This window comes from Pseudoalteromonas sp. Isolate6 (assembly GCF_022398435.1).
Lineage (GTDB): Bacteria > Pseudomonadota > Gammaproteobacteria > Enterobacterales > Alteromonadaceae > Pseudoalteromonas > Pseudoalteromonas galatheae.
In genome coordinates this window covers 1-12163 of record NZ_JAKEVK010000138.1, presented here as the reverse complement: position 1 = coordinate 12163, position 12163 = coordinate 1, and the positions used below count along the sequence as shown (strand labels likewise).

The 12163-nt window shown below is 44.0% G+C and carries 11 protein-coding genes; 10 read left to right on the top strand and 1 reads right to left on the bottom strand.

Annotated features, from left to right (window positions below; all coding sequences use genetic code 11):
- From L1D50_RS16270 to L1D50_RS16230, 9 genes are all read left to right on the top strand, one after another.
- On the top strand, window positions 1-1541 hold a 1541-nt coding region (locus tag L1D50_RS16270; protein ID WP_239966417.1), incomplete at its 5' end, for a hypothetical protein.
- Window positions 1542-1639: 98 nt separating this feature from the next.
- Window positions 1640-2029 (top strand): CsgE family curli-type amyloid fiber assembly protein, encoded by a 390-nt coding sequence (locus L1D50_RS16265; RefSeq protein ID WP_128728714.1) that lies wholly within the window; start codon window positions 1640-1642, stop codon window positions 2027-2029.
- A gap of 1 nt (window position 2030) precedes the next feature.
- On the top strand, window positions 2031-2477 hold the full coding sequence (locus L1D50_RS16260; protein ID WP_128728713.1) for a curli assembly protein CsgF: 447 nt from the start codon (window positions 2031-2033) through the stop codon (window positions 2475-2477).
- Window positions 2478-3251: a CsgG/HfaB family protein gene (locus L1D50_RS16255; RefSeq protein ID WP_138522299.1), complete on the top strand. Its 774-nt coding sequence runs from the start codon at window positions 2478-2480 to the stop codon at window positions 3249-3251.
- A gap of 383 nt (window positions 3252-3634) precedes the next feature.
- Window positions 3635-4978, top strand: coding sequence for a UDP-N-acetylmuramate:L-alanyl-gamma-D-glutamyl-meso-diaminopimelate ligase (mpl, locus tag L1D50_RS16250; protein WP_239966416.1), 1344 nt, complete (start codon window positions 3635-3637; stop codon window positions 4976-4978).
- A 5-nt stretch (window positions 4979-4983) separates the two neighbouring features.
- The gene (locus tag L1D50_RS16245) at window positions 4984-5607 is read left to right on the top strand and encodes a flavin prenyltransferase UbiX (RefSeq protein WP_239966415.1); all 624 of its coding nucleotides are present in this window, start codon (window positions 4984-4986) and stop codon (window positions 5605-5607) included.
- Window positions 5608-5613: 6 nt separating this feature from the next.
- The gene (locus L1D50_RS16240) at window positions 5614-6534 is read left to right on the top strand and encodes an ABC transporter ATP-binding protein (RefSeq protein WP_138524347.1); all 921 of its coding nucleotides are present in this window, start codon (window positions 5614-5616) and stop codon (window positions 6532-6534) included.
- Window positions 6535-6536: 2 nt separating this feature from the next.
- Window positions 6537-7304, top strand: coding sequence for an ABC transporter permease (locus L1D50_RS16235; RefSeq protein ID WP_138524345.1), 768 nt, complete (start codon window positions 6537-6539; stop codon window positions 7302-7304).
- Between the two features lie 94 nt (window positions 7305-7398).
- The gene (locus tag L1D50_RS16230) at window positions 7399-8064 is read left to right on the top strand and encodes a methyltransferase domain-containing protein (protein WP_138524343.1); all 666 of its coding nucleotides are present in this window, start codon (window positions 7399-7401) and stop codon (window positions 8062-8064) included.
- 32 nt (window positions 8065-8096) lie between these two features.
- Here the strand turns inward: L1D50_RS16230 and L1D50_RS16225 are convergent, their stop codons facing one another.
- On the bottom strand, window positions 8097-10019 hold the full coding sequence (locus L1D50_RS16225) for an EAL domain-containing protein (RefSeq protein ID WP_128728706.1): 1923 nt from the start codon (window positions 10017-10019) through the stop codon (window positions 8097-8099).
- A 455-nt stretch (window positions 10020-10474) separates the two neighbouring features.
- On the opposite strand from L1D50_RS16225, the gene panP reads away from it, so the two are divergent.
- Window positions 10475-12103, top strand: a complete 1629-nt coding sequence (panP, locus tag L1D50_RS16220; protein WP_128728705.1) for a pyridoxal-dependent aspartate 1-decarboxylase PanP — start codon at window positions 10475-10477, stop codon at window positions 12101-12103.
- Window positions 12104-12163 lie beyond the last annotated feature (60 nt).

The window sequence follows — 12163 nt, the reverse complement described above, 5'->3', positions numbered from 1 at the left end:
TCTCTAAGGAGAACAGTGTGAAGTTTTCTAAATCTATCGTGAGTTGCGCTATCGCGCTTGCGTTAACCCATTCAATTACAGCACATGCTGAGGCAAAATCAGATAATAAAGCGCTTTCTACTTCTGCACTTTCACAAGTGGAGCGTGCAAGTGGAACAAGTAACGAACTCAAACTCTCACAAACTTCAGGTAGCCAAGGTGGTAACGAGTTAGCTTCGGTGCAGCTGGGTACTTCTAACCTGACAGATGTGACTACGATTGGCGACAATAATATTACTGAGGCCGATCAGAATGGTACTGGTAACGTCGCTATTGTGACGACCACTGGTAACAACAATAACCAAGTATATAGTCAAGATGGTGAAGCAAACGGCGCATTAACGGAAGTTACTGGCGACGACAATGCGATTGACGTTCAGCAGTCAGGTAGTGGAGTCCTTGGGATCAACAACGAAGCCATCAATGTTATTAATGGCGATCAAAATACCATTACGGTATCTCAAGGCTCTGGTGGTCAATGGTTTTACAACCTTGATATGCAGGGCAGCCAAAACGAGATATCAGCAACACAAGCTGGTATGTGGAACGAGGCCACTCTTGAGTCAGTACAAGGTGATATGAACCAAATTACCTTGGACCAAAATGGTCTATATAACCAATATAAAGTGGTTAGCCTACAAGGGAATGAAAACGAAATTGAGTCGAGTCAGAACGGCAACTTCAACGTTATTGCTGTAGAGACCGTGATTGGTGATGACAACCAGGTTGAGATTGAGCAATCGGAAGGTGATAGCAATACGGTTAACGTATTTGAAATTACTGGAAACAATAATGAGTTTAGTATCGATCAGGAAGGCTCAACTAACACCTTTGCATCAGATCTATTAGTTGGTAACGACAACGAAGTGACGACTGAGCAGCGTGGTGACGAGAATAAAGTTCAAGCTGATGTTGTTGGTAATGATAACGAATTTACCGCAATGCAAATCGGTAATGGCAACGAGATGTACCTTGGGGTTGCTGGTGAAAACAATGAGTTCTCAGCGACTCAAGTGGGTGACGCGAACATTGCACATGTTGCGAACTTCAACGGTAATGATAACGATATTGATGTTACTCAGACTGGGGCTGAGAACGAGGTGATTGTACAGTCTTCTTACCCAGACGTTAGCCTTGCAAGTAATGATAATACCGTTGATATTTCACAAAGTGGCACTGGTAATGGTGTGGCCCTTACCATGAGCAGTGTGGTTGATAGTAGTTCAAACCAAGTAGATATTGCGCAATCAGGCGAATTTAACGCGATCGATTTAATGCTTGAAGGCAGCCGCAATATGTTAGACATCACACAAAATGGTAGTAACAACTTTGTGATGGGGATGGGCTCAGAGGCATTTATTATTAACGGTGATGATAATGCATTTACAGTAAGCCAAATTGGTGACGGCAACTTAGTCCAAGGTGGAATTACAGGTAGTGGTCAAAACATTACCGTAACTCAAGTTGGTGACAACAACGTTGCTACAATTACTCAGCAGTGATTGAGTAATAAATGAGAGGCCCTGTGCCTCTCATTTTTCTCTACTTAATTCAGATAAATATTGAGTTTCCATACCTCTCGAGTTGTGAGTAATCCACGATGATAAGAAAAATAATACTCTTGAGTGCTTTGCTTTGTTTGCCTGCTTCACTAAGTGCTCGAGAAGATGTAGAGATTGATGGTTTAGTCATAGATCAAAGTATAAGTCGATTTGGACACCAATTTTACTTTCAGTTTTCACAACTTTGGAGAGATGTTCCCAATACGTCTGGGATCAATATTACAGTGAAGGAAACGGTATTACCTCGAGCCGGCACTCGACTTGAGGTATTAATGAATAATCGAGCAGTCTACGCGACAGCAATGGGAAGAAGAGGCGGCTCCGTTGATGAGCGAGTCGAAACTGCTATTTTCACCATTATGGATGCAATGGCAAGAGAGCAATATCAGCAAAGTGGTTCAGAAGATTTGGCAGCAAGTGGGTGGTAACATGACAATAATAAAAACAACAATCGTGTGTGCTGGGTTAATGTTAATTGGTGCAAATGTGACAGCGACGGAACTCGTTTATAAACCAATTAATCCAGCATTTGGGGGTAACCCGCTAAACGCCAATATGTTACTGAGTAAAGCGCAATCTCAAAATAAGCACAGAGCGCCAATCATAGAAAAAACCTATGATGAAAAGTTTCAAGAGTCGCTTGAGCGTACCTATCTCAACCGTTTGGTGAGAGAGATCACGGATGTGGCGTTTGGTGAAGATATTCAAGACAGTATCTTTAATCAAGACGCGACATTTATGAGTGGCGACTATCAAATCCAAGTGATCACCAGCACACCCGACACAATCACAGTGAGAATAACGAATACAGCATCGGGTGAGGAAACCATTCTGGAAGTACCTAGGTTTGCCTCATCGGCTGGTGGAGGATATTAAATGCTCCGCGTAATTTTATTGGTTTTTTTGTTACTGCTTGGAGGTTGTTCCAGCATGTCGCGCGTGTTACCACCCTCGCAAAGCGTGGCAATTGAGTTGACCGACACCGAAACTTTTGCAGAATTGAAAAACTTACCCACTCCTAAAGGTAGAATTCCCGTTTCTGTTTATTCATTTCGTGACCAAACTGGGCAATATAAGCCTCAAGATAATGTAAGCTCATTTTCAACAGCGGTGACCCAAGGTGCTAATTCAATTTTAATGCAGGCACTACACGAAACTGATTGGTTTATTCCGGTAGAGCGTGAAGGACTGCAAAACCTGCTGACTGAGCGCAAGATCATCCGTGCGGCAAATGATGATAATGACACAAGCGCTTTACCACCATTAATGACTGCAAAGATCATTTTAGAAGGTGGGATCATCAGCTATGACTCTAATATCCGTACAGGTGGTTTGGGGATGGAGTATTTTGGTATAGGTGCATCTGAGCTTTATCGTGAGGATGTTATCTCCATTTATATGCGCGCAGTTGATGTTCGTACAGGACAAGTGTTGCTCTCCGTCGCCAGTAGCAAAAAAGTGCTATCCATGGAAGTTCGGGCTGGTTTTTTCCGCTATGTGAGTTACAAACGTTTAGCCGAAGCTGAAGCGGGGTTTAGCGATAATGAACCGATGCATATTTGTGTAACGCAAGCGATAGAAAAAGCGCTGACTTTGATGGTAAAACAGGGCATTGAAAAAGGCGTGTGGTCGGCCGCAACAGCATCGTAGGTCGCGCTTTAGCGCGACAAACCTTTGCCACAACGTTCCTTTTTGCATGGCACGCACCACCAACCGTAGGTCGCGCTTTAGCGCGACAAACCTTTGCCACAACGTTCCTTTTTGCATGGCACGCACCACCAACCGTAGGTCGCGCTTTAGCGCGACAAACCTTTGCCACAACGTTCCWTTTTGCATGGCACGCACCACCAACCGTAGGTCGTGCTTTAGCGCGACACATCTTTAAGCGCGACAAAACCTTGAACACGTCCTCACATCACCCATCTAAAAATAAAGAATAATACTGGTGCATGAGATTCAACAATAAAGTCAGCCACCAATAAGCTGAGTATGTTAATCTAAACGGCAATGAAATAATAAAGAACGCTAACATCATGCACGTACATATTTTAGGGATTTGCGGTACCTTTATGGGCGGGATCGCAGCCATCGCTCAATCATTGGGGCACAAAGTCACAGGTTCAGATCTCAATGTTTACCCCCCGATGAGTACCCAACTCGAATCACTCGGTATTGAATTAACTCAGGGGTACGACCCTAAGCAACTCATTGATGTTGAGCCTGATGTGGTGATCATCGGCAATGCCATGAGTCGTGGTAATCCGTGCGTTGAATATGTTTTAGAAAAGGGTATGTGTTATACCTCGGGCCCTGAATGGTTAAAAGACCATGTATTACGCCAGTCATGGGTGTTGGCGGTTGCCGGTACGCATGGCAAAACAACCACAGCAAGTATGTTAGCGTGGTTACTCGAATACGCAGGATTACGCCCGGGCTTTTTGATTGGTGGCATAGTGCAAAACTTTGGTGTGTCGGCGCGCACCTCAGATACGCCATTCTTTGTTATCGAAGCCGACGAATACGATACGGCGTTTTTCGATAAACGCAGCAAGTTTGTCCATTATTTACCTCGCACGTTAATACTCAATAATCTCGAATATGATCACGCTGATATTTTTCCAGATTTAAATGCCATTCAAACCCAGTTTCATCATTTAATTCGCACGCTACCCAGTCAGGGTAAGGCCATATATCCAGCAGATGATGCTGCGTTACAAAACGTTATTGAACGCGGTTTTTGGAGCGAGCAGGAATCGCTTGGCAAAGAATGGTCGTATAACCTGCTCAAGGCTGACGGTTCTCGCTTTGTGGTGTTATTTGAAGGCGAAGAAAAAGGCGAAGTAAATTGGCAGGCGATTGGTGTGCATAATGTGAAGAACGCCATGATGGCGATTGCGGCAGCAAGACATGTGGGCATTCCAATTGAGGTGAGTATCGAAGCGCTAGGGCAATTTATTTCTCCTAAACGCCGTATGGAAGTCAAAGGGGAAGTCAATGGCGTTACTGTCTATGATGACTTCGCGCATCACCCTACAGCAATAGCAACGACCCTAGCAGGGCTTAGAGCTAAAGTTGGAGATGCACCTATCATTGCTATTTTAGAGCCGCGCTCAAATACGATGAAGCTTGGCATTCACCAAGAAACCTTATTGCAATCGCTTGATGCGGCAGATGAAGTGTATCTATTCGAACCAGAAGGCTTATCTTGGTCTCTTAAAGCACAAGCCGAAGCCGCGGGTCGTCAGTGTTTTGCAAGCGTAGATGAGATTGTCGCACAGGTTGTGACAAATCAAGCACCAAACCAGCATGTGTTGATCATGAGTAATGGTGGTTTTGGTGGCATCCACGACAAACTTTTAACTGCATTGAAAAAGTAATCATTATGTCAGAACAAACATTTAATGGGCCAATTACGCTGGCCTTTAGCGGTGCGTCGGGCGCCCCTTACGGACTGAGATTACTCGAGGTATTGGTGTCGTTAAACTATCAAGTTTACGTGCTAATCTCGAGCGCAGCCAGAGTAGTGCTGGATACTGAGTCCAATCTAAAACTCTCTGGTAATGAACAAAAAGCAACGGAGCAACTACAGGCGCTTTTCTGTGCTAAAGATAAGCAAATTCAGGTGTTTGGTAAAGATAACTGGTTTAGCCCTGTGGCATCCGGTTCGGCCGCTCCAAAGCAGATGGTGGTGTGCCCGTGTAGCGCAGGAAGCGTGTCAGCCATTGCGCTTGGGGCATCTGACAATTTGCTTGAGCGTGCAGCCGATGTGGTGATCAAAGAACGTGGCCAATTAATATTAGTGCCGCGCGAGACGCCCTTTAGTCCAATTCATCTTGAAAACATGCTCAAGCTTAGCCGCTTGGGCGTGACTATCATGCCTGCAGCGCCTGGTTTTTATCATCAGCCACAAAGTATCGACGACTTGGTCGACTTTATGGTGGCCCGTATTTTAGATCATCTAAACATCGAGCATACCCTAGCTAAACGCTGGGGTTATGGAGAATAATAAAATATGACAATAGCACTAAACATCAAAGGGTTAAAAAAAGTTTATAGTAACGGCGTTGAAGCCGTTAAAGGCATTGATCTCGAGGTTCAAGAAGGGGATTTCTTTGCGTTGCTTGGTCCAAATGGAGCGGGTAAATCTACCACAATAGGCGTTATTGCCTCATTGGTGAATAAAACCCAAGGCAGTGTAGAGGTTTTTGGTCATAGTATTGATACTCACCTGGAAGACGCTAAGTCGAACTTAGGTTTAGTACCACAGGAGTTCAACTTTAGCCAATTCGAGACGCTAAACCAAATTCTAGTGACTCAGGCGGGCTATTATGGTGTGCCAAGAGACGTTGCCCATCAGCGAGCCGAGAAGTATCTCAAGCAGCTAGGATTATTTGAGAAAAAAGATAAGCAAGCCCGCACGCTATCTGGCGGTATGAAGCGTCGCTTGATGATTGCAAGAGCATTGATGCATGAGCCTAAGCTTCTTATTTTGGATGAACCTACGGCTGGTGTGGACATTGAGCTACGCCGTTCTATGTGGGACTTTTTACGTGAAATTAATAGGCAAGGAGTAACGATTATACTCACAACGCATTACTTAGAAGAAGCTGAGCTGCTGTGCCGAAATATTGCGATTATTGATAAAGGCACGATTGTTGAGCATACGACCATCAAGGCATTACTTGCAAAGTTGGATAAAGAAACGTTTGTACTTGATCTTAAGTCGCCCATGCAGCCTGTGGCACTCGATGGTTACCAATTTACCACCGTTGATGACCATACTATTGAGGTAGAAGTAGCTAAGTCGCAAGGGCTCAATGGGGTGTTCACACAGCTCACAGAGCAAGGTAATCAAGTATTAAGTATGCGTAACAAAGCTAACCGTTTAGAAGAGTTGTTTGTTGGCTTACTGGAGCAGGGGAGAGGGGCATAATCGTGTTGAAATATGGCGTCGCGTTAAAAAGTATTTGGATAAAAGAGTGTATTCGGTTTTTACGTATTTGGGTGCAAACCTTAGTACCGCCAGCGATCACCATGACACTTTATTTTGTGATATTTGGCAGTTTAATTGGCTCGCGCATTGGTGAGATGGGGGGCTTTAGCTACATGGAGTTTATTGTACCTGGCTTAATCATGATGTCGGTGATCACCAACTCCTATTCTAATGTTGCCTCGAGTTTTTACTCCACCAAGTTTCAAAAGAGTATTGAAGAGCTGCTCGTGGCACCCGTGCCTAACTATATTATTGTGCTTGGCTATATGGGCGGTGGCATGGCGAGAGGTATGCTAGTCGGACTTATTGTTACTATCGTTAGTCTGTTTTTCGTGGATATTCAAATTCACAATCTTGCAGTTATCATCATTACGGTTATTTTAACGTCAGCCGTATTTGCATTAGGTGGTTTGATCAATGCGGTGTTTGCCAACAGTTTCGACGATATTAGTATTATTCCGACTTTTGTGCTGACACCTCTGACCTACCTTGGTGGCGTATTCTACTCAATCACATTACTGCCGGAGTTTTGGCAAGGTGTGTCGCAGATAAATCCGATCATTTATATGGTAAATGCCTTCCGTTTTGGCTTTTTAGGAGTCTCTGACGTTAATATTGGTGTTGCCTTTACGGTATTAGGTGTATTTATATGTGGTCTATTTTGGTTGTCACTGCACTTGATTAAACGCGGTGTTGGGCTAAGACACTAATCGCAGGATAAAGAATGAGCGCTGCCATCAATTGCAGCGCTCTTGTGTTATTTCAGGTAAAATCCTTACTAATCCCCCTTAATAATGACTGGTTATGACAGAAGCAAACTCTCGTAGTATCACCACTAATCAACAGGGCCTACACGATAAGCTCGATGAAATCGTTACTAAGCATCTAACCGCTGAGTTTAAAAAGCCGATTGCGGCACATACACAAAGTGCTTTCGATGAGGTTAATGCGCGAGTACAGGCCTTTAATGGACCGATTATTTTGGACTCATGTTGTGGTGTTGGTGAAAGTACAGCAAATTTGGCGAAGCGACACCCTGATGCATTGGTAATTGGCATAGACAAGTCTGCGCATCGACTAGATAAACACGACGTTGAATATAAACAAACGGAGCAAGGCCAATATATTTTGGTGCAAGCCGATCTCAATGACTTTTGGCGATTAGCGCTGGAAGCAGATTGGCAGCCAACTCACCATTATTTGCTGTATCCCAATCCGTGGCCGAAAGCTAAACACATTCAAAGACGTTGGCATGGTAGCGCGGTGTTTCCTTTTATCGTCAAGTTAGGTGGTAAGTTGGAGTTGCGCAGTAATTGGGATATTTATGTCAAAGAGTTTGCCAGAGCTTTGGCGCTTAGCGGCGTTGATGTTGAAGTGGAAGCCTATGAAAGTGATGAGGCCATTACGCCCTTTGAACGTAAGTATTGGGCAAGTGGTCAATCAAGTACCCGCCTAGTCGTAACACTTTAATTTAATCCGGCACTTCAGGTTGATAAAGCGGCTTAAAGGTGGCCGCTTGCTTTGCCTATCCAGCTCCCTTCCAATCTAGCAACGCCTGCAGCTTCCAATTGTTTTGCCTGTTTGCTGGTGGCAACACAGGGTACAATCAAGTCTATCCGCTTGGCATTGCAATGACTTGCTAGATATTCAATGGAGCTCAGCAGCATCTCATCTTCATCTAAGTTTTCACAAATACTAGCTTCTAAACAAATGGCATCCAGTGGGAGTTTTAAGATCCGGTTGATAGTAAGGAAACCGCAATTCACACCCGTTACCGCAACATTTGCACCTTTTGCTTTTAACGACTGCATCATTAAGCTCATATCGCTAAAGTTTTTGAGTACATCCGTTTCATTAAACTCAAATGTGATGAGCTGTGGTTGTGGGTAACGGCGTAGGATCTGGCTGATATATTCAAAATATTCCGCATCCGCGATTTCACTGTGGCTTAATTGCATGCTCCAAGCATGGTTTGATTTACGAAAACGGGTGACGCATAACTCAAGTAGTTTCATGCTAATTTGTGCGCGAAGTTTAGGCTGCTTCATTACCGGATAAAAATGTTCGGCGTCGATGATAGCGCCGCGCTCGTTAAGGACCCGTGCCGTGCAGTGGTACTGAATGTCAGCATGGTCGTGACAAGCTTTACGCGGCGTAAAAAAGGGAATGATGCGGTCTGATTCACACGCGCTTTGCAGTAAACGAGTGAGATGGAGGTTTTTTGATTGTTGCTGGGGGTTTATTTGCAGCTGAGAATCAAAATAACAGACTTGGGTATTTTGCTGTTGAGCCTGACGCAGCGCGAGAAAGGCATTCTCAAGCAACAGCGCGCAATTGCCTTTAGCAACACCCGCACACAAATTAACGTATAAGTGCGGCGCATCGTATATGGGTTTTGCACAAGGAAATGTCTCCGTTAAGTTCGCCAAATAATGCTCACCATTTTCGATACTGGTCACTAGCGCAATTTTAGAGGTGGTTAGGCGGTAAACCTCAAACGGATGAGTAAACTCGATAAAGTAGCTCATGACTTTTGCCATAACGTTATCGCCGACTTCTGTACCATAGAAGCTAATGATATCTTCAAGCTCTTTTACCCACACTACGCTCAAGCAAAGGTGTTGCGACTTAGAATACTTAAGTGCCTGCTCAAGGGCAATTCGGTTGCCAAACCCGGTGCGGCTATCCGTTGTTAAGGTTTTCTTGTAATACATAAAGTACAGGCTTACGACAATCAAAAACATCACAAAAAAGAAGCTAGCGTCAATCGCGGCATCCATCACACTTTCTTGTAACCGACTTTCTAAATCGTGTATTGTCAAGTCAGCGCCTGCTATATAAGTAGTGCCATCGGGCAGCACGAAGGGAATAAACACACTTTTAAAGTGACCCCATTTGTCCTTATCGATTTCAAATACTGGTTCGGTGGAATGAAAGGCGCTTTTTAGAGTAATGGATGCCTCAGTATAAACGTCTTGATAGCGTGTTAGTCGGTTGAGTTTGAGATCTTCTCGAGTGTAACTGGATGCAGTAAAATGCACATAAGGTGGCTTTAGCACCATGGTATAGACGTATTCAACGTTTAGAGCACGGGCAAGCTCGGTGAGTGCGTGGCTTTTTTGCTTAAACTCAGTTGCAGTTATCTGATTAGGCGATTGGTGATACTTTTTGCCAACAATGACGTTTGCGCTGGTGGCGGCATTGACAAGCTGTGCGTCAATTCTGGCCATGATATCGCGGCGTGTATCGTAATAGTTGGCGATTACATAAATCGATAAAGCAGCTAAAAAGATAAATGAGGCTAATAGAAGCCATGCAACAGGGAGTCGGGAAGTATAACCTGTAAACCCTAAAAGCGGAGTCGCTTTTGCTAAATGGTGTTTAGACTTGGCTTTGAGTGGTTGAGCTATGCTCCGCGTATTCATGATAATCCTTTATCCACAATATCGTTATTTCGCAACGATAAAATGCCTAACTGGCGCTGCTTTGTTACATAATATAAACAATACAACATAAATTGATATCTTGAGAAGAAATAAAGCAAAAAACTTCCTCAGCAATGATCAATAAAATGCATTGTTGCAGGCAAGTCGGTAATGTGCCGTTTTGCTGGGCTATGTTCCTATTTTATACCTCACTTTTGACGAGAATGTAAAATAGAAACGCTAGAACACCTGGGGATTTTTCACTGAACTTTCGTTGGGTTTTAATAAAATTGTCAATGTTTCATGAATTTTAACTAGACAATAGAAGACAATTCCCTTTCTTTACAGTAAAGTTAGCCATTTCATGTATCACAATCTCTTGTGCAATTTGTATCTACTCAATCTCTTGAATGGGTAGGTAAGCTACTGCACCGTTTGATGTTTAGGTAGTATTGATGGGTCCAAAGCGTTGCGCCGTTGCGTCTGAAGAAAGCTTAATGCGTATATTTACTGTGCCTGAGGCGCCTGATTCAACTTTAAGCAGAATCGAGCAAGAAATCTCGAGCAATTTGGCTGGCTTTTTAAATGAGAATATTGCGGCAATTGAAAAGCCTCTGCACGAAGTTGAAAAAGATTTTCAGTCGGCGGTGATCCCCGAAGTGCCGATGTTTGTCTCTGACTATGCGCAAGATATCATGGAGCAATTAGTTGCCCATTCAGTGCATACCGCAGCCCCAAGTTTTATTGGGCATATGACCTCAGCTTTACCGCATTTCGTGTTGCCTCTGTCGAAGTTGATGGTGGGACTCAATCAGAACCTAGTCAAAATCGAAACGTCAAAAGCTTTTACTCCGCTCGAGCGTCAAGTATTGGGAATGATGCATCACTTGGTTTATAGCAGTGATGATGCTTTCTACGATAAATGGATGCACAGCGCGAAAACGTCACTCGGTGCTTTTTGTTCGGGTGGTACCATCGCCAATATAACTGCGCTTTGGATAGCACGAAACCGTTTATTAAAAGCGGATGGTGAATTTAAAGGTATTGGCGCATCGGGTATTGTGGCCGCAATGCTACATTATGGCTATCGAGGCTTAGCGGTATTGGTTTCTGAAAGAGGACATTATTCGTTAGGCAAGGCCGCTGATGTTTTAGGTATTGGTCGAGATAACTTCATTTCAATCAAAACGGCTTGCAACAATAAGGTCGATGTTAATGCCATGCGAGCCAAAGCTCATGAACTTGAAGCACAAGGGATAAAAGTATTGGCCTTAGTTGGTGTCGCTGGGACGACCGAAACGGGCAATATTGATCCACTTGAAGAGATGGCCGATTTAGCCGAAGAACTCAATTGCCACTTTCATGTTGACGCAGCTTGGGGTGGGGCAACACTTTTATCAAATAACAATCGCCACCTTCTTAAAGGGGTGGAGCGAGCAGATTCAATTACCATAGATGCACATAAACAAATGTATGTGCCTATGGGAGCGGGGATGGTGTTGTTTAAAGACCCTGCGGCATCTGATGCAATCGAGCACCACGCTGAATACATCTTACGTAAAGGCTCTAAAGATCTGGGAAGTCATACATTAGAGGGGAGTCGCCCGGGTATGGCGATGTTAGTGCATGCATGTTTGCGTGTTATTGGCCGTCAAGGCTATGAGATGCTTATTGATAAAGGGATTGAAAAGGCGCGGTATTTTGCCGAACTAATTAAACAAACCCCCGATTTTGAGCTGATCTCTGAACCTGAGCTATGTTTGCTGACTTACCGCTATGTGCCTGAGCAAATAAAAGCGGTAATCGCACAGGCGGGTGAACAGGAAAAAATCGATATTTATGCCGCACTCAACCGTTTTACTGCAAGCATGCAAAAGCGTCAGCGTGAAGCAGGCCGCTCTTTTGTTTCTCGAACACGATTAACACCAGAGCAATATGATCGCCAACCAACGGTCGTATTTCGTGTAGTCTTGGCTAACCCTCTGACATCAGAGTCTTTGCTTAAGGAAATCATGGATGAGCAACGACAATTGGCAATGTCAGATCCGGTATTTAAAAAATACCTCGCAAAATATATTAAATAATCAACGAATAAAGTGGCCTCGTGCCACTCTATTAATCTCACCTTTACTACCTTTTAGTAT

What these genes read in the sequence shown, in the direction of transcription:
- L1D50_RS16240 (WP_138524347.1), top strand. Translation starts at nt 5,614, where the DNA reads ATGACAATAGCACTAAACATCAAAGGGTTAAAAAAAGTTTATAGTAAC.
- L1D50_RS16230 (WP_138524343.1), top strand. Translation starts at nt 7,399, where the DNA reads ATGACAGAAGCAAACTCTCGTAGTATCACCACTAATCAACAGGGCCTA.
- mpl (WP_239966416.1), top strand. Translation starts at nt 3,635, where the DNA reads ATGCACGTACATATTTTAGGGATTTGCGGTACCTTTATGGGCGGGATC.
- panP (WP_128728705.1), top strand. Translation starts at nt 10,475, where the DNA reads ATGGGTCCAAAGCGTTGCGCCGTTGCGTCTGAAGAAAGCTTAATGCGT.
- L1D50_RS16265 (WP_128728714.1), top strand. Translation starts at nt 1,640, where the DNA reads ATGATAAGAAAAATAATACTCTTGAGTGCTTTGCTTTGTTTGCCTGCT.
- L1D50_RS16255 (WP_138522299.1), top strand. Translation starts at nt 2,478, where the DNA reads ATGCTCCGCGTAATTTTATTGGTTTTTTTGTTACTGCTTGGAGGTTGT.
- L1D50_RS16245 (WP_239966415.1), top strand. Translation starts at nt 4,984, where the DNA reads ATGTCAGAACAAACATTTAATGGGCCAATTACGCTGGCCTTTAGCGGT.
- L1D50_RS16225 (WP_128728706.1), bottom strand. Translation starts at nt 10,019, where the DNA reads ATGAATACGCGGAGCATAGCTCAACCACTCAAAGCCAAGTCTAAACAC.
- L1D50_RS16260 (WP_128728713.1), top strand. Translation starts at nt 2,031, where the DNA reads ATGACAATAATAAAAACAACAATCGTGTGTGCTGGGTTAATGTTAATT.